Origin of the sequence: Pseudomonas sp. 8209 (assembly GCF_028682105.1) — a bacterium.
Classification (GTDB): domain Bacteria; phylum Pseudomonadota; class Gammaproteobacteria; order Pseudomonadales; family Pseudomonadaceae; genus Aquipseudomonas; species Aquipseudomonas palmensis.
Genome location: NZ_JANIAH010000001.1, coordinates 774,081 through 790,605, shown reverse-complemented (window position 1 = coordinate 790,605; position 16,525 = coordinate 774,081). Strand labels below are relative to the sequence as shown.

Sequence of the window (16,525 nt, the reverse complement as noted above, 5' to 3'; positions counted from 1 at the left end):
CGCCACAAAAAAAGGCCCCGCAAGGGGCCTTTTTCATGGGGCGGTGTTCAGCGTCGACGGAACAGCGGCTGCGGCTCGTCGGTGGCGGCCTGGTAGGTCACCGAGAAGTCCTGCAGGCTCTGCAGCGCTTCGACCGGGTCCTTGTCGGCCCGCAGGGCGAAGGCGTCGAAACCGCAACGCTTCATGTAGAACAGCTGGTCGCGCAGCACGTCGCCGATGGCACGCAGCTCGCCGGTGAACTTGTAGCGGTCACGCAGCAGGCGCGCATTGGAGTAGTTGCGCCCGTCGGTGAAGGCCGGGAAGTTCAACGCGATGACCTGGAAGCTGGCCACGTCATCGCCGATTTCCTCGGCTTCCTCGTCGGCATCCAGCCACACGCCCAGGCCGCCGTCGCGGGCCTTGAGGGCATGGGCGTGCTCGCGCCACAGGTGCAGCGGCACGATGTAGTCGTCGCAGTTGGTCAGTTCGTCCAGGGTGACGTCCTTGGGCAGCAGGTGCCAGGTTTCGTCGACGATCTGGTTGCCCTTAATGATTCGCTGCATAGACGCGCTCCTTGAAAGGGTCGATGCCAATACGTTGGTAGGTGTCGATGAAGCGCTCGTCTTCAGTACGTTTCTCGACGTACACATCGATCAGCTTCTCGATCACGTCCGGCATGTCGTCCTGGGCGAACGAGGGGCCGAGGATCTTGCCCAGGCTGGCGTCGCGGCTGGCGCTGCCACCCAGGGACACCTGGTAGAACTCCTCGCCCTTCTTGTCCACCCCGAGAATGCCGATATGGCCGACGTGGTGGTGGCCGCAGGCGTTCATGCAGCCGGAGATGTTCAGGTCCAGTTCGCCGATGTCGAACAGGTAGTCCAGGTCGTCGAAGCGGCGCTGGATGGATTCGGCGATCGGGATCGACTTGGCGTTGGCCAGCGAGCAGAAGTCGCCACCCGGGCAGCAGATGATGTCGGTCAGCAGGCCGATGTTCGGCGTGGCGAAGCCGTTTTCACGCAGCTCCAGCCACAGCGCGTGCAGCTGGCGCTGCTCGACGTCGGCCAGGATGATGTTCTGCTCGTGGGAGGTGCGCAACTGACCGAAGCTGTAGCGTTCGGCAAGGTCGGCCACCGCGTCCAGCTGCTTGTCGGTCAGGTCGCCCGGCGCCACGCCGGTCGGCTTGAGCGACAGGGTAACGGCCACATAGCCCGGCTTCTTGTGCGCCAGGGTATTGCGCGTGCGCCAGCGGGCGAAGCCCGGGTGCTGCTGGTCGAGCTCGGCCAGCTGGCTGTCGAGGTTGTCCAGCGCCAGGTAGTCGGGGTCGACGAAGTGCTTGGCCACGCGATGCACTTCGGCATCGGTCAGGGTGGTGCTGCCGCCGCGCAGGTGCTCCATTTCGGCGTCGACCTTCTGGGCGAACACCTCCGGCGTGAGGGCCTTGACCAGGATCTTGATGCGCGCCTTGTACTTGTTGTCACGGCGACCGTAACGGTTGTACACGCGCAGGATCGCGTCCAGGTAGCTGAGCAGGTCCTGCCAGGGCAGAAATTCGTTGATGAAGGCGCCCACCACCGGGGTACGGCCCAGGCCGCCGCCGACCAGCACGCGAAAGCCCAGTTCGCCGGCCGCGTTGTGCACCGGCTCCAGGCCGATGTCGTGCACTTCGATGGCCGCACGGTCGCTGGCCGAGCCATTGATGGCGATCTTGAACTTGCGCGGCAGGTACGCGAACTCGGGGTGGAAGGTGGTCCACTGACGCACGATTTCACACCATGGGCGCGGGTCGATCACTTCGTCGGCGGCAACGCCGGCGAACTGGTCGGTGGTGACGTTGCGCAGGCAGTTGCCGCTGGTCTGGATCGCGTGCATCTGCACCGTGGCCAGCTCGGCGAGGATCTCGGGGATGTCCTCCAGGGCTGGCCAGTTGTACTGCACGTTCTGCCGGGTACTGATGTGCGCGTAGCCCTTGTCGTAGTCGCGAGCGATTTTGGCCAGCATCCGGGTCTGGCGCGACGTCAGCTGGCCGTAGGGCACGGCTACCCGCAACATCGGGGCAAAACGTTGAATATAGAGGCCATTTTGCAGGCGCAGGGGGCGGAACTCTTCTTCGCTCAGCTCACCGGCCAGGTAGCGTCGGGTCTGGTCTCGGAACTGCTTGACGCGGTCCTCGATGATCCGCTGATCGTACTCGTCGTATACGTACATAGGGGTCCTGTTCTCAGGCTGCTTGCAGCTAATCGCGCGCACGGCCGCGCACTCCGGGGCGGAGCCGAGGCAAGATAGCAGTTTGCGTTTATGCGCAAAAGTGATGTTTTTGCATATGAAAAGAACTATATGGACTAAGTGAGACTGGCTAGCGTTTGGCTGTCACCTGAGCGTTGCCCGTGCCGTCGCGGTTATACTCGGCGCTTTGCGTTGCAGGAGCGTACTCGAATGCTCAAGGCCTTGTGCCTGTCGGTGTGGCTGGGCCTGTCGCTGGTGAGTGGCGCCCAGGCGGCCTCGGTGGTGTTTCTCAATCCGGGCAATGCCGACGAGACCTTCTGGGTCAGTTACTCGCGTTTCATGCAAGGCGCCGCGCAGAACCTGGGCATGTCCCTGCGTGTCGAGTACAGCGGGCGTGATCGCCAGCGTGTGTTGCATCAGGCGCGACAGGCGCTCCAGGGGCCGCAGCGGCCGGACTACCTGGTGCTGGTCAACGAGCAGTACGTGGCGCCGGAGATCATCCGCCTGTCGCGCGGCAGCGGGGTCAGGCTGTTTCTGGTCAACAACGGCCTGACGGTCGACCAGGCGCGGCAGGTGCACGAGTATCCGGACCGTTATCCGCCGGTCCTCGGCACCCTGACCGGCAACGACGAGGAGGCCGGCTACCGCATGCTCAAGACGCTGGTCGAGCAGTTGCCGCCCGCTGCCCTAGAGCAGGGCGTGGACCTGCTGGCGTTCTCTGGGTTGAAGCACACCCCGGCAGCGCAGTTGCGTGAGCAGGGCATGCACCGGGCGTTGGCCGAGTTGCCCGGTGTGCACCTGCGCCAGCTGGTGTATGGGGAATGGAGTCGCCAGCGCGCCTATGAGCAGGCGCAGTTGCTGGGTGCGCGTTATCCGCGTACGCAGCTGGTGTGGTCGGCCAATGACGAGATGGCGTTTGGCGCGATGCAGGCATTCGAGGAGGCCGGGCGGGTGCCGGGCCGGGATGTGCTGTTCAGTGCGGTGAACAGTTCGCCGCAGGCCCTGCAGGCGCGAATCGAGGGTCGATTGAGCGTGTTGATGGGCGGGCACTTTTCTCTGGGCGGGTGGGCCATGGTGCTGCTGCACGATGATGCGCAGGGCGTGCCGATCGGTCAGTTGCTCGCCCGGCCGCGGCCGGTGCCGGTGCTTCAGCTGATCGATGCGGTCAAGGCGCGGCGCTGGCTCACGCTTGAACAGCAGGGCGACTATGGGCTGGATTTCAAGGGGTTCAGCGCCGTTGGCAAGGCGCCAGGGTATCGATACCCGTTCCTGAAGGACGCGATGGACTACTAACCGACGAGCTGTACAAAAACCCTGCTTGAGCAAAGGGCATTGCTGGACTTAACTGCATCAGGTGCAGTGCATTCCCATAACCACAACAAGAGGCAATGCAATGGGAAATCCAAGCAAGGCAAGCAAGCCGGACAGCAGTGTCGATGCGTGGGCGATACTCTGCCTGATTGTACTGGTGGTCGTGACGGCGGTTTACTGGGTCAGTCATCAATAGGCCAAGCCGCAAGAGCGAATCAACCCGCTCTTGCGGACATGCCGGTGCAGCACCCCCCTCAAGCCTTCAGCAAGGCCTCCGGTGCCTCGGCAGGCACCGGTCGCCCGATGGCCTGCTCGACCCGGCGCGCCACCACCGGGTCATCGGCAAAGGGTATGAGGCTTGCCTGGTCATCCACCTGGTCGCTATGGCGCCTGAGGCAGGCGCTGGTGATCAGGTAGAAGAACACCAGTCCGGTCACGCAGTACAACCCATATGCCCAGCCGTTCATTCGCTGCCCCTTACGCCATCTGCGCGTTGTCCAGTGCCAGTTTCGGGTCTGCCACGCGTACCGTGCGCCAGGTGTTCCAGGCCATCAGCAGCATCCCGCTCAGGAAGCACACGCCACCGACGAAGCGCACGATGAAGCCCGGGTGGCTGGCCACCAGTGCCTCCACGAACGAGTAGGTGAGGGTGCCGTCGTCGTTGATCGCGCGCCACATCAGGCCCTGGGTGATGCCGTTGACCCACATCGAGGCGATGTACAGCACGGTACCGATGGTGGCCAGCCAGAAGTGCAGGTTGATCAGCCCGATGCTGTACATCTTCTCGCGGCCGAACACCTTGGGAATCATGTGGTACAGCGCGCCGAAGGTGATCATCGCCACCCAGCCCAGCGCACCCGCATGCACGTGGCCGATGGTCCAGTCGGTGTAGTGCGACAGGGCGTTGACGGTCTTGATCGCCATCATCGGCCCTTCGAAGGTCGACATGCCGTAGAACGCCAGCGACAGCACCAGGAAACGCAGGATCGGGTCGCTGCGCAGCTTATGCCAGGCGCCCGAGAGGGTCATCATGCCGTTGATCATGCCGCCCCAGCTCGGGGCCAGCAGGATGATCGACATCGCCATGCCCAGCGACTGCGCCCAGTCGGGCAGGGCGGTGTAGTGCAGGTGGTGGGGGCCTGCCCAGATGTACAGGGTGATCAGCGCCCAGAAGTGCACGATCGACAGGCGGTAGGAATACACCGGCTTGCCGACCTGCTTGGGCACGAAGTAGTACATCATCCCCAGGAAGCCGGTGGTCAGGAAGAAGCCGACCGCGTTGTGGCCGTACCACCACTGCACCATCGCATCGGTGGCCCCCGCGTACACCGGGTAGGACTTGAACCAGCTGACCGGAATCGACAGGTGGTTGACCACGTGCAGCATCGCGATGACCACGATGAAGGCCCCGAAGAACCAGTTGCCGACATAGATGTGCGTGCCCTTGCGGCGCAGCAGGGTGCCGAAGAACACCACGCCATAGGCCACCCACACGATCGCCATCCACACCGCGCCGGTGAATTCGATCTCGGCGTATTCCTTGGTGGTGGTAAGGCCCAGGGGCAGGCTCAGCAGCATGATCACGATGGTTGCCTGCCAGCCCCAGAAGGTGAAGGCCGTCAGCCAGTCGCTGTAGAGGCGTACCTGGCAGGTGCGCTGCACCGCGTAGTAGCTGGCGGCAAATTGCGCGCTGCCGGCGAAACCGAAGATCACCAGGCTGGTGTGCAGGGGGCGCAGGCGGCCGAAGGTGGTCCAGGGCAGGTCCAGGTTGAGCTCCGGCCAGACCAGTTGCGAGGCGATCCATACGCCCATGGCCATGCCGACGATGCCCCACACCACCGTCATGACCACGAACTGCCGGACCACCTTGTAGTTGTAGGCCTGTGCCTGTTGATGAGTACTCATGGCTGTTTATCCGCGTTTCCTTCCTAGCCCACCCCCCGACGGGACGAGCACAGGCGCTGACTCTAGAAAGCCTGCCGCAGACAAAACAGACTCAGAAACAGGCCTTATATACGGATCAGATAAAAGCCCTGTATTCATTGGGCAAAAGCGCTACTGATCTGTAACAGGTGCGACATTTGAACGCTGTTATGCGGCCTAAATCGCCGTCAACGGGGTGACCATCGGCCGCAGCCAGGGTTCATTGGAATTATCTTGACATCACCGCGAAACGCAGTAGAGAATTTCACAAACTTTGCGCGCAAAGTTTTGCAGGCAGGGGCTTTCTGTCGTTGTTGCAGGCGTTGCGCGATCCGATACGACACTTAACGCGCCAGGGCTAACGGGACGACGCAGGTGCGCATCCCGCGCACGCATTCGGTACGCCTACCTACCTGTATGACGAGGCGGTGCTGCGCAGCAGTTTCAATGAACTGCGCGACGCCTTGCCCGACTGCGTGGATATCTTCTACGCGCTCAAGGTCAATCCGAATCTGTCGCTGGTGAAGCTGATCCGTTCGTACGGCGGCAACACCGAGGTCTGTTCGCTGGGCGAGCTGGAAATCGCCCTGAAGGCGGGCGTTGCACCCCAGGACATCATTTTCCTGGGCCCCTACAAGAAGCCCGAGGAACACCGCCGGGCGCTGGAAGTGGGGGTGTTCGCCATCGTCGTCGAATCCGAAACCGAACTGCGCGCGCTCTCTGCCCTGGCCGGCTCGCTGGGCTGTACCGCACCGGTGGCCATTCGCATCAATCCCAATTTCTCGGCCTCGGGCTCGCCCTGGAAGATGGGCGGGCGCCCGACCCACTTCGGTATCGAGGAAGACACCGCAGTGGCCAATTTCGGCCAGTACCTGGCGCTGCCCAACCTGCATATCAAGGGCATTCACGTCTACAACGGCACCAAGATCCTCGACGCCCAGTCGGTGTATGACAATGCCAGCTACATCCTCGACCTGTACCGCAACCTCACCCTTCGCTACGACCTGGACCTGAGCATGGTCGACGTCGGCGGCGGCCTGGGCATCAAGTACTACGAGAACGAAAAGGAACTCGACACCCGTCAGCTCAAGCAGCTGCTGGCGCCGCTGTTCGACAGTTTCCATCGCCAGTTCCCGCGTACCCGCATCATCGTCGAGTCCGGCCGTTTCGTGGCCGGCAAATGCGGCGCGCTGCTGGTCACCGTCGACAACATCAAGCACAACCACGGCAAGACCTTCGCCGTGACCGACGGCGGCACCAACTGCCACGGTGCCGCGGCGGGCAGCGGCCAGGTGCTCAAGCGCAATTTTCGCATCGTGCACGCCACCGGCAGCAATGGCGCACCGCTGCGCGAGTACCATATCTCCGGCCCGCTGTGCAGCCCCGACGACCTGCTGGGGCGTGACGTGCGCATCGAGACCCTGAGCGAAGGCGACCTGCTGGCGGTGACGGCCTCCGGTGCCTATGGCCCCACGGCCTCGCCCACCCTGTTCCACAGCCATGGTCACCCGGCCGAGGTGATCGTCAGCCACGGCCGCCTGTTCCTGGCCAGGGCCCGTCAGACCGCGCTGGAGATCCGCGACAGCCACGCCGACGTGGCGCTGGACGACATGCTCGCCGCCCCGGCCAGCGCACCTGTCGCCAGCAGCGCACCCGGCGTGACGGCCAGCGGCGCCACGCAGGCGCAACTGATCGAGATCCTGCGGGTGGTGCTCAAGCTGCCAGCCAGTACCGAGGTGCGTGCCGACTCGCACCTGCGTGACCACCTGGGGCTCGACTCGCTCACCTCGATGGAGCTGCTGGTCAGCCTGGAGGACGAGATCGAAGGCTTCTTCGTCAACCCCGACACCATTGCCCCCGGGCACTTCAATACCGTGACGACGCTGGCGCAGTACATCGACGCCAACCGCCAGAACGCCCCCGAAACCGCCTCGCAAGGCCAGCCAGAGGTACAGTATGAGCCGGTCTAGCGTGCTCCTGCAGCAGGTACTGGAGGCCAGCAACGGCCTGTACCCGCGCAAGGCGGCAGTCATCTATGCCGATGAAACCTACACCTATGCCGACCTCGACGATTCCAGTTCGCGGCTGGCCTCGGGCTTGCAGGCCTGTGGCCTGCAGCGTCAGGAGCGGGTGGTGCTGTGCCTGGGCAACCGGGTAGAAACCATCTGTGCCTTCTGGGGTGTGCTCAAGGCCGGTGGCGTGGTGGTCAATGTCGGCCTGGAGACCCACGCCGACGGCCTTGACTACATCGTGCGGGACGCCGAGGCCTCGGTGCTGATCACCACCTCGGAGAAGTTCGCCAGCCTGTCGGTGGACACCCCGAGCCTGCCGTACCTGCGCACCATCGTGCTGCTGGACGGCGAGGCCGACTCGGCGCTGACACGCACCTTCGAGGGTGTGCTGATGCAGGGCAACGGAGCTCCGGTGCCTTGCGGCACGCTGGACCTGGACCTGGCCGCGATCATCTATACCTCCGGGTCCACCGGCGAGCCCAAGGGCGTGATGCTGACCCATCGCAACATGCTCGCGGCGCTGTCGTCGCTGCACACCTACCTGGGCTACAACGACAGCGACCACGTGCTCTGCTCGTTGCCGCTGTCGTTCGACTATGGCCTGTACCAGATGATCATGGCGCTGAGCGCGGGCGCCACCCTGGTATTGGAAAAGGAATTCACCTGGCCGATCTTCCTGATCAAGAAGATCCGCCAGTACCAGATCACGGTCATCCCGTTCGTGCCCACCATGCTCATGCTGCTGCATGAGTACGCGAGCAAGCGCAACGCCAGTTTCGAGCACGTGCGCATGGTCACCAATACCGGCGCGGCGCTCAAGCCGCCGCACATTGCGCAGATGAAGGCGCTGTTTCCGCAGGCGCAGATCTTCTCCATGTACGGCCTGACCGAGTGCAAGCGCTGCACCTACCTGCCGCCAGAGGACATCGACAGCAAGCCGGGCAGCGTCGGCATCGCCATTCCCAACACCGAGTTGTGGCTGATCGACGAGCACGGCCAGCGCATCGACCAGGCCCACCAGGTGGGCCAGTTGGTGATTCGCGGTGCCACGGTCATGGCCGGCTACTGGCGCAACCCGCAGGCCACGGCGAAAAAGCTCAAGCCCGGCCCCTATCCCGGGGAGAGCGTGCTGCATACCGGCGACTACTGCCACCTGGACGAAGACGGCTACCTGTATTTCGAAGGCCGGATGGACCACGTGATCAAGTCCCGCGGCATGAAGGTCAGCCCGGCGGAAGTGGAAGACTTCTTCTATGCCATGGCAGGCATCGACGCGGCAGCGGTGGTCGGTGTCGAGGATGCTGCGGCCGGCGAAGGGCTGTGGGCTTTCGTGACCTTGAGCCAGGGCGTCACGCTCAGCGCCGAGCAGTTGCTCGAACGCTGCCGCGCCGGGCTCGAGCCGCACAAGGTGCCACTGGCAATCAGTATCGAGCTCACCTTGCCGCGCACCGCCAACGGCAAGTTCGACCTCAAGCAGTTGCAACACACGGCACGCTCGGCGCAGCTGGCGGCCGCCGGCTGACAGGCGCTGCGGGTGTTGCCCGTTACCTCGAAACAGTGCTTACGCAGGGAGTATCTACATGCGTCTTGGCAATAAAGGCAGGGACCAGACCCTGGACGTCAACGGGCAGACGTTTGCCCTGCGGGTCTGGGGCGAGGAGGGGGCTCATCCGGTATTGGCCGTGCATGGCTGGCTGGACAACGCCGCCTCGTTCGAACAGGTGGCGCCGTACCTGAAGGATTGCTTCGTGGTGGCACCGGACCTCGCCGGGCACGGACGCTCGGACCATCGGCGTGCCGACAGTGGCTACTATCTGTGGGAACATGCCGACGACATGAATACCCTGGTCGAGTGCATGGGCTGGAAGCGCTTTTCGGTGATCGGCCATTCCATGGGCAGCGGCATCGCGTCGATCCTGGGGGCGATGAACAAGTCCATCGACAGCATGATCTTCCTCGATGGCATGGGCGCTCCGTTCACCATCGCCGAAGAAGACACCGTGGAGCACCTGAAAAAGGCCCATCGCCTGATGCGCCTGGCCCTGCGCACCCGCCTGCACGGGTTCTCGGCCCCCGACAGCGTGCAGTTCAGCAGCGTCGAGGCGGCGGTCAACGAGCGGCGCAACAGTATCGACGGCCTGCTCTCGCCGGCCTCGGCACGCCTGCTGGCCATGCGCGACCTGCTCAGCGTGGGGGATGGCTACCGCTGGCGTCACGACCCGCGGCTGGTGCTGCCCGAACCGATGCAGCTGACCGAGCGTCAGGCCTGCGACTTCCTGCGCCAGATCAGTTGCCCGCTGCATGTGATGCTCGGGCGCCAGGGCCTGTTTGCCGGCCCGGAATTCGACAAGCGCAAAAAAGCGTTGCCCTGGGCCAGCCGTGTGCACTGGCATGATGGCGGGCACCATTTTCATCTCGAAGCGGCAAGTGACAGCCTGATCGCACAGATCAACACCGCCCTTGCGCAAAACGAGCAGGGCCCGGTGCGACGAATAGCCAATGAGTAACGGAGTAGGCGTGTGAAAGAGTTCTGGATTGCCCCGTCGATGCTGGCGGCCGATTTTGCCCGGTTGGGCGAGGAAGCCGAGCGGGTTCTGGCTGCCGGTGCCGACGTCATCCACATCGACGTGATGGACAACCACTACGTACCCAACCTGACCATGGGGCCGCAGTTCTGCAAGGCGCTGCGCAGCTACGGCATCACCGCGCCGCTGGATGTGCACCTGATGGTCACCCCCGTGGACCCGATGATCCAGGCATTTGCCGAGGCGGGTGCCGACTACATCTCGATTCACCCCGAGGCCACCGTTCACCTGGACCGCTCCCTGCAACTGATCAAGGATCTGGGGTGCAAGGCGGGCCTGGCCTTCAATCCGGCCACAGGGCTGGAGGAATGCAAGTATGTGTTCGACAAGCTCGACCTGTTGTTGCTGATGTCTGTCAACCCCGGCTTCGGCGGGCAGTCGTTCATCCCGGCGGTCTTGCCCAAGATCGAAGCAGCGCGCAAGCTGATCGATGCCAGTGGCCGTGACATCCGCCTGGAAGTGGATGGCGGGGTCAACCTTCACACCATCGGCCAGGTCGCTGCGGCCGGCGCCGACATGTTCGTGGCCGGTACGGCGATCTTTTCCCAGCCCGATTACCGCGCCACGCTCCACGCCTTGCGCAGCACGATTGCCGATGCCGCCCCGCGGCGCCAGTCATGAGCTGTGCAGTGAATTTCGCGAACCAGCATGAGTTACCCGTCCTTGCACAATAATACGTTTATCAAGGCCTTGCTGCGCCAACCCACGGCGCATACGCCCGTCTGGCTGATGCGCCAGGCCGGCCGCTACCTGCCCGAGCATCGTGCCCTGCGTGCCAGGGCCGGCTCGTACCTGGACCTGGTGAAGAACCCGGACCTGGCCACCGAGGCCAGCCTGCAACCGCTGCGCCGTTTCAGCCTGGACGCCGCCGTGGTGTTCGCCGACATGCTCAGCCTGCCCGACGCCATGGGGCTGGGCCTGTACTGCGTGAACGGCGATGGCCCGCGCTTTCGTCACCCCTTGCGTGACGAGGCGGCCATCGAGCGCCTGCGCGTACCCGAACCCGAGGCGCTGGAGCACACCTACCAGACCCTTGCCCTGGTGCGTCACGAGCTGGAGGGCAAGGTGCCGGTGGTGGGCTTTGCCGCAAGCCCCTGGACCCTGGCCTGCTACATGGTCGAGGGTGGCCCGCCGGGCGACTGCCAGTTGATCAAGAAGATGCTGTACCGTCGCCCGGAACTGCTGCACCGGTTGCTCAAGGTGCTCGGTCACGCGGTGGCTGCCGACCTCAATGCACAGATCGAGTCCGGCGCCCAGGCGGTGATGCTGGTGGACAGCTTCGGCGGTGTGCTGGCCGACGCTGCCTATCGGCGTTTCTCCCTGTATTACCTGCGTGAAGTGCTGGCGCGCCTGCACAAGACCCAGCATGGCGTGCGCATTCCCTCCATCGTGCATACCCGCGGTGGCGCCCAGTGGCTCAGCCCGCTGGCCGACAGCGGCGCCGATGCGCTGGGCCTGGACTGGACGTGTGACCTGGCGCTGGCACGCCAGCTGGTGGGCAACTGCGTGGCGCTGCAGGGCAACCTCGACCCGGCCGTGCTGCTGGCAGACGAGGCGAGCATTCGCCGCGAGGTGCGACGCACCCTGCAGACGTTCGGACCACCGGCGGCCGGTTTCGGCCATGTGTTCAACCTGGGGCAGGGCATTTCGCCGGCCACTTCGCCAGAGGCGGTTGCAGTACTGGTCGACGCGGTGCATCACTACAGCCGCGTCGCGGGAGGTGTGCATGCTTGACCCGACGTTCGACTTCGACAAGATGCTGTGTTTCTCGCTGTATTCGACAGCCAACGCCATGGTTCGGGACTATGCCGAACCGCTCAAGCGACGTGGCGTCACCTACCCGCAACTGCTGGTGATGGCCGGGTTGTGGGGCAAGGATGATGTGTCGATCAGCGCCTTGAGCGAGCTCACCCTGTTCGACCTGGGCACGTTGACGCCAATCGTCAAGCGCCTGGCGGATGCGGGGTTCATCACCGTGTACCTGGACCCCAGCGACCGACGCCGACGCAACCTGCTGCTGACCGACAAGGGCCGTGAGCTCAAGGCCGAGGCGGCGCAGGTGTTCAGCAACATGGCGTGCAAGATCGACCTGGGCGAGGGCGAGGTGGAGCAGGTGCTCAACGTGTGCCACCGGATCCGTACCCGCCTGCGCTGACCCGCACCCATTCGCCAGCAAGGCCTGCTCCTGTAGGAGCCAGCCTTGCTGGCGAACAGCCACACCACCCACCACATTGGCACACCCGCCAACCTCCCTGGCAGCCAGCGAAACATCCCGCCTGCGGCGGCGCCATACACTCTCCTGGGATGTTCCCAACCATAACAAAAGGAGTGTTCATGACTGCCGGCACCGTACCCCTGCTAGCCAGTGTCCAGCGTTTTCTCGGACGCCAACACGGCCTGTACATCAATGGCGGCTGGCGGCCGTCCACCTCCAGCCAGACCCTTACCGTCTTCAACCCGGCCAACGGCCAACCCATTGCCGTGACCCCCGATGCCAGCGCCGAGGATGTCGACCAGGCCGTGCAATCGGCGCATCGGGCGTTCGTCAGTGGCGTGTGGGCGCGCCGCGCCCCGGCCGAGCGCGAGCGTATCCTGCTGCGCTACGCCGACTTGCTCGAACAGCACGGTGAAGAGCTGGCCCAGCTCGAAACCCTGGAACAAGGCAAGTCGATCAACATCGCCCGCGCCTTCGAAGTCGGCAGTACCCTGAACTGGATGCGCTACACCGCCGGCCTCACCACCAAGATCTGCGGGCGCACCCTGGATGTGTCGATCCCGGTGCCTGAAGGCGCCCGCTACACCGCCTATACGCGCAAGGAGCCGGTCGGCGTGGTGGCTGGCATCGTGCCGTGGAACTTCCCGCTGATGATCGGCATGTGGAAGGTGATGCCCGCCCTGGCGGCCGGCTGCTCGATCGTCATCAAGCCCTCCGAGATCACCCCGTTGACCCTGATGCGCATGGCCGAGCTGGCCACCGAGGCCGGCATCCCGGACGGCGTGTTCAACCTGATCACCGGCAGCGGCAGCGTATGCGGCAGCGCCCTCACCAGCCACCCGCGGGTGGCGAAGATCAGCTTTACCGGCTCTACCGCCACCGGCAAGCACATTGCCCGTTCGGCGGTCGACCGCCTGACGCGCCTGTCACTGGAGCTGGGTGGCAAGAACCCGGCCATCGTGCTGGCCGACGCCGATCCGCAGCAGGTGATCGAAGGCCTGATGATGGGCAGCTTCCTCAACCAGGGGCAGGTGTGCGCCGCCAGTTCGCGTATCTATGTCGAGGCGCCGCTGTTCGACCGCCTGGCAGCGGACTTCGAGCAGGCGATCAAGGGGTTGAGCGTAGGCCCGGGCCTGGACCCCAGCGCGCAGATCAACGCCCTGGCTTCCGGCGCGCACCAGCAGTCGGTGCAGGCCTACCTGGCCGATGCCCGCGAGCAGGGCGCGCAGATCATCAGCGGTGCCAGCGCGCCGGATGCCAATGGCTACTACGTCAGCCCGTCATTGATCCTCAACCCCGACGACAACCTGCGCCTGACCCGCAGCGAAGTGTTCGGCCCGGTGCTGAGCCTGACCCGCGTGGCCGATGTGGAAGAAGCGCTGGCCCGCGCCAACGACAGCGACTATGGCCTGACCGCCAGCCTGTGGACCACCAGCCTCAAGTCGGCCATGGACCTCACCCCGCGCATCGAGGCCGGCACCGTATGGGTCAACAGCCACACCCTGATCGATGCCAACATGCCGTTTGGCGGCTTCAAGCAATCCGGTACCGGGCGTGATTTCGGCGTCGACTGGCTGGACGCCTTCACCGAGACCAAGTCGGTGTGCATCCGCCACTGAGGCGGCTGGCAGGCCGCAGGCGCTCAGCTGTAGCGCTTGCGGTACTCGCCGGGGGACACGCCGAAGCGCTGCTTGAACGCGGTGGTGAAGTAGCTGCTGTTGGAGAAGCCCCAGGTGTACCCCAGCGCCGACAGCTTGAGGGTCGACTGCGGGTTGCGCAGGGTTTCGGCGCAGATGTCCAGGCGCCGGTTCTTGATGTACTGCGCGATCACCAGGCCCTTCTTGGCGAACACCCGGTACAGCCCGCGCATCGACACGCCGATGTCCCGCGCGATCATCTCCGGGCACAGTGCCTCGTCGGCAATGTGCGTCTCGATCAGCGCCAGGCTTTTGCGAAAGATGCGTTCATGCGGGTCGGGGTTGCTGTCGCTGCCGCACAGTGCCGGGCGCATCAGGCTGATCAGCGCATCGATCACCGCTTCGCTTTCGGCCAGGCTCACCTCGTCCAGCTGGGTCGAGGACAACAGCATCTGCTGGGCGAGCAGGGCGACCGGCGAGCCGGCCGGGATCTTGCGCCCGATCTCCACCGGGGTGAAGCGCAGCAGCTGGTCGACCCGGTCGTGGGGCAGTATCAGCGAGATCTGCTGGGAGGCATCGCCAAAGGTGAAGTCGCTGGGGCGTGCACTGTCGATCAGCAGGATGTCCCCCGGCATCAGCACTTCGCGGGCGTCGTCCTGGGCCATGTTGGCCATGCCCTTGAGCTGGAACACCGCAAAGTACTTGTGTTCGCTGCTGCGCTGCACCTCGCGCGGCGTGCGCAGCAGCCGCGCGTGAGAGCTGCTCACGTGACTGAAGCGCAGGGCGCCCAGCTGGCGGGGGCGAATCTCACCGCTGAACGCATCCCCCAGCGCGGCACCGTCGAACTCGCCGCAGGCATGGTTGATGTCGGCCAGCCATTGCTGGAAGTGCTGCTGGGCAGTAGCGGTATTCATGGGTCACACCTCACACCTGGCATTGTTGTTAGGGTGCATGTGATGGCTGGGGGCACGCGCTGCAGGTTAGCGCAGCCCGCCGAAGCGCCGGTAGAAGTTTTCGCTGGCATCGGGCAGCGGGCCGTCTGCGGTTTCCATCGCACTGCTCAGCCACTGTTCGGCCGGGGCACAGGTCAGTCGATACAGGTTGCGGCACAGCTGGCGTGCGGCGCGGCCCTCCCAGTCGCCCGGCAGCAGTTCGTCGGGCAGGTGCGGGTCGCGCAGCAGCAGCTTGCGGTACTCGTGAATCAGCAGCAGGCGCACCATGAAGCAGTCCATCGGCTGCAGGCTGTCCTGCTCGCGCAGCGCTTGCCACACCGGGCGAAACAGCTGGATGAACTCGCTGTACTGCGCCCCCAGCTCCTCGATACGCCAGCTTTCGCGCACCTGGGCACGCAAGGCGCGGGAGGCCATCACGTCCTGGCCGGTGGTCTCGAACAGGATGGTGTCTTCCAGCGCGTCCAGGTCCAGCAGGGTGGCGTTGATGTCGGTGCGGTCGGCCCGCGGGCTGGCCAGCACCACCGGCGAGATGGCGCCAAAGCCCTGCCATTCGAGCTCTTCGCGCACCTGCTTGCGCTTGTCGGCAGACAGCTGGGTGAGCATCGCCAGGTGCCAGGAGCCATCCCACTGCGGCACCACCGAGCTGTACACCCGCTTGAAGGCCTTGTCGAAACGCCGCCGCCCGGCACCGGTGAGGCTGTAGTAGCTGCGCCGGCCGACCTTTTCGGCGGTCAGCCAGCCTTCCTTGGTCAGGCGGAACATCGAGGTGCGGATCAGCCGCTCGTTGATACCGAAGGGCTCGAGCAACTGGATCAGGCTGCCCAGCCACACGGTGCCGCCGTGGGGTTCGATGGCATCGCCATACAGGGTGACGATCAGCGAACTGGCACGGATCGGGATCTGTTCCTGGAAACGGGTGACGAGCTGATTGAGGGGCGCGAGCGACGACATGGAGGATCCGCTGGGTGAAACCCCGGAATATAACTGCCGTTTGTCCTTCAAGGCCAGCGTTGCCGCCGGCACTTCAGGCCGTGTGGTTTTTCGGGCGGAACGTACTGTCGCTGACACGTCTGCGGTCCTGTTCGGGTTGGCTCAAGGGGCTGCATTCCACCATCTGCTCCAGGCAGCGCCGGGTCAGTGCGTGGTACTCGCCCGTGCCGCCCTGCTTCCAGTGCACTTCAGCGTCGCTCAGGCTGCGTTTGACCTGGGCCGGCGAGCCCACCACCAGCGAGCGGGGCGGGCAGTCGAAGCCGGCCTTGACGAAGGCGGTGGCACCGACGATCGAGCAGGCACCGATCACGGCGCCGTCCATGACCACCGCATTCATGCCCACCAGCGCATCGGCACCGATGCGGCAACCGTGCAGCACGGCGCCGTGGCCCACGTGCCCGTTGCGCTCGATCACCGTGTCGCTGTCGGGGAAGCCGTGCATCACGCAGGTGTCCTGCAGGTTGGCGCCCTGTTCGAGAATGATGCGTCCGAAATCGCCGCGCAGGCTGGCCAGCGGGCCTACATAGCAGTCGGGGCCGACGATCACGTCGCCAATCAGCACCGCCGAAGGGTGCACGTAGGCGCTGGGGTCGATGACCGGGGTGATTCCGCCAAGGCTGTAGCAGGTCATGTCGGTTTCCTGTGGACGGGGATGACAGCGAATATAACGTATTGTTACTTGTTTGCAATGCTTCGA

At 64.5% G+C, this 16,525-nt stretch carries 15 protein-coding genes; 8 read left to right on the top strand and 7 right to left on the bottom strand.

All coding sequences use genetic code 11. The features are described 5' to 3' along the window. Nucleotides 1–47: 47 nt before the first annotated feature. Both NP552_RS03500 and NP552_RS03495 read right to left on the bottom strand, forming a co-directional pair. On the bottom strand, nt 48–542 hold the full coding sequence (locus tag NP552_RS03500; protein WP_043859917.1) for a DUF934 domain-containing protein: 495 nt from the start codon (nt 540–542) through the stop codon (nt 48–50). Next, nucleotides 526–2,184, bottom strand: a complete 1,659-nt coding sequence (locus NP552_RS03495) for a nitrite/sulfite reductase (protein WP_043859916.1) — start codon at nt 2,182–2,184, stop codon at nt 526–528. The genes NP552_RS03500 and NP552_RS03495 overlap by 17 nt, the downstream gene beginning before the upstream one ends. 228 nt (nt 2,185–2,412) lie before the next feature. Between NP552_RS03495 and NP552_RS03490 the strand changes: the two genes are divergently transcribed. Beyond that, nucleotides 2,413–3,495: an ABC transporter substrate-binding protein gene (locus NP552_RS03490; RefSeq protein WP_058541135.1), complete on the top strand. Its 1,083-nt coding sequence runs from the start codon at nt 2,413–2,415 to the stop codon at nt 3,493–3,495. 272 nt (nt 3,496–3,767) lie between these two features. On the opposite strand, the gene NP552_RS03485 is transcribed toward NP552_RS03490, so the two are convergent. Next, complete coding sequence (locus NP552_RS03485) at nt 3,768–3,980, bottom strand: hypothetical protein (protein WP_054915446.1); 213 nt, start codon at nt 3,978–3,980, stop codon at nt 3,768–3,770. Nucleotides 3,981–3,990: 10 nt separating this feature from the next. Next, nucleotides 3,991–5,418 (bottom strand): cytochrome-c oxidase, cbb3-type subunit I, encoded by a 1,428-nt coding sequence (ccoN, locus tag NP552_RS03480; protein WP_043863022.1) that lies wholly within the window; start codon nt 5,416–5,418, stop codon nt 3,991–3,993. A gap of 446 nt (nt 5,419–5,864) precedes the next feature. Here ccoN and NP552_RS03475 point away from each other — a divergent pair, with 446 nt between their 5' ends. The 7 genes from NP552_RS03475 (at nt 5,865) to NP552_RS03445 (ending at nt 13,867) form a co-directional block, all read left to right on the top strand. Continuing rightward, complete coding sequence (locus tag NP552_RS03475; protein ID WP_274096434.1) at nt 5,865–7,406, top strand: phosphopantetheine-binding protein; 1,542 nt, start codon at nt 5,865–5,867, stop codon at nt 7,404–7,406. Next, nucleotides 7,393–8,970 carry a class I adenylate-forming enzyme family protein gene (locus NP552_RS03470; protein ID WP_104573048.1) on the top strand — a complete coding sequence of 526 codons (1,578 nt, stop codon included), beginning with the start codon at nt 7,393–7,395 and terminating at the stop codon, nt 8,968–8,970. Before NP552_RS03475 ends, NP552_RS03470 begins: the two co-directional genes overlap by 14 nt. A gap of 58 nt (nt 8,971–9,028) precedes the next feature. Further along, nucleotides 9,029–9,955: an alpha/beta fold hydrolase gene (locus NP552_RS03465; RefSeq protein ID WP_043863019.1), complete on the top strand. Its 927-nt coding sequence runs from the start codon at nt 9,029–9,031 to the stop codon at nt 9,953–9,955. Between the two features lie 12 nt (nt 9,956–9,967). Further along, nucleotides 9,968–10,654 (top strand): ribulose-phosphate 3-epimerase, encoded by a 687-nt coding sequence (gene rpe, locus NP552_RS03460; protein ID WP_043863018.1) that lies wholly within the window; start codon nt 9,968–9,970, stop codon nt 10,652–10,654. Between the two features lie 27 nt (nt 10,655–10,681). Beyond that, a complete protein-coding gene (gene hemE, locus NP552_RS03455; protein WP_100633847.1) occupies nt 10,682–11,767 on the top strand; it encodes a uroporphyrinogen decarboxylase in 1,086 nt (361 codons plus the stop codon). After that, complete coding sequence (locus NP552_RS03450; RefSeq protein ID WP_043863016.1) at nt 11,760–12,188, top strand: MarR family winged helix-turn-helix transcriptional regulator; 429 nt, start codon at nt 11,760–11,762, stop codon at nt 12,186–12,188. Before hemE ends, NP552_RS03450 begins: the two co-directional genes overlap by 8 nt. 179 nt (nt 12,189–12,367) lie before the next feature. Next, on the top strand, nt 12,368–13,867 hold the full coding sequence (locus NP552_RS03445; RefSeq protein ID WP_058541132.1) for an aldehyde dehydrogenase family protein: 1,500 nt from the start codon (nt 12,368–12,370) through the stop codon (nt 13,865–13,867). A 23-nt stretch (nt 13,868–13,890) separates the two neighbouring features. On the opposite strand, the gene feaR is transcribed toward NP552_RS03445, so the two are convergent. The 3 genes from feaR to paaY form a co-directional block, all read right to left on the bottom strand. Continuing rightward, nucleotides 13,891–14,799: a transcriptional regulator FeaR gene (gene feaR, locus NP552_RS03440; RefSeq protein ID WP_043863014.1), complete on the bottom strand. Its 909-nt coding sequence runs from the start codon at nt 14,797–14,799 to the stop codon at nt 13,891–13,893. A gap of 66 nt (nt 14,800–14,865) precedes the next feature. After that, nucleotides 14,866–15,789: a phenylacetic acid degradation operon negative regulatory protein PaaX gene (gene paaX / locus NP552_RS03435; protein WP_054915441.1), complete on the bottom strand. Its 924-nt coding sequence runs from the start codon at nt 15,787–15,789 to the stop codon at nt 14,866–14,868. A 73-nt stretch (nt 15,790–15,862) separates the two neighbouring features. Then, on the bottom strand, nt 15,863–16,459 hold the full coding sequence (gene paaY / locus NP552_RS03430) for a phenylacetic acid degradation protein PaaY (protein ID WP_043863012.1): 597 nt from the start codon (nt 16,457–16,459) through the stop codon (nt 15,863–15,865). Nucleotides 16,460–16,525: the final 66 nt, after the last annotated feature.

What these genes read in the sequence shown, in the direction of transcription:
- NP552_RS03470 (WP_104573048.1), top strand. Translation starts at nt 7,393, where the DNA reads ATGAGCCGGTCTAGCGTGCTCCTGCAGCAGGTACTGGAGGCCAGCAAC.
- NP552_RS03485 (WP_054915446.1), bottom strand. Translation starts at nt 3,980, where the DNA reads ATGAACGGCTGGGCATATGGGTTGTACTGCGTGACCGGACTGGTGTTC.
- NP552_RS03500 (WP_043859917.1), bottom strand. Translation starts at nt 542, where the DNA reads ATGCAGCGAATCATTAAGGGCAACCAGATCGTCGACGAAACCTGGCAC.
- ccoN (WP_043863022.1), bottom strand. Translation starts at nt 5,418, where the DNA reads ATGAGTACTCATCAACAGGCACAGGCCTACAACTACAAGGTGGTCCGG.
- NP552_RS03495 (WP_043859916.1), bottom strand. Translation starts at nt 2,184, where the DNA reads ATGTACGTATACGACGAGTACGATCAGCGGATCATCGAGGACCGCGTC.
- paaY (WP_043863012.1), bottom strand. Translation starts at nt 16,459, where the DNA reads ATGACCTGCTACAGCCTTGGCGGAATCACCCCGGTCATCGACCCCAGC.
- NP552_RS03445 (WP_058541132.1), top strand. Translation starts at nt 12,368, where the DNA reads ATGACTGCCGGCACCGTACCCCTGCTAGCCAGTGTCCAGCGTTTTCTC.
- NP552_RS03450 (WP_043863016.1), top strand. Translation starts at nt 11,760, where the DNA reads ATGCTTGACCCGACGTTCGACTTCGACAAGATGCTGTGTTTCTCGCTG.
- NP552_RS03465 (WP_043863019.1), top strand. Translation starts at nt 9,029, where the DNA reads ATGCGTCTTGGCAATAAAGGCAGGGACCAGACCCTGGACGTCAACGGG.
- paaX (WP_054915441.1), bottom strand. Translation starts at nt 15,789, where the DNA reads ATGTCGTCGCTCGCGCCCCTCAATCAGCTCGTCACCCGTTTCCAGGAA.
- hemE (WP_100633847.1), top strand. Translation starts at nt 10,682, where the DNA reads ATGAGTTACCCGTCCTTGCACAATAATACGTTTATCAAGGCCTTGCTG.
- NP552_RS03490 (WP_058541135.1), top strand. Translation starts at nt 2,413, where the DNA reads ATGCTCAAGGCCTTGTGCCTGTCGGTGTGGCTGGGCCTGTCGCTGGTG.
- feaR (WP_043863014.1), bottom strand. Translation starts at nt 14,799, where the DNA reads ATGAATACCGCTACTGCCCAGCAGCACTTCCAGCAATGGCTGGCCGAC.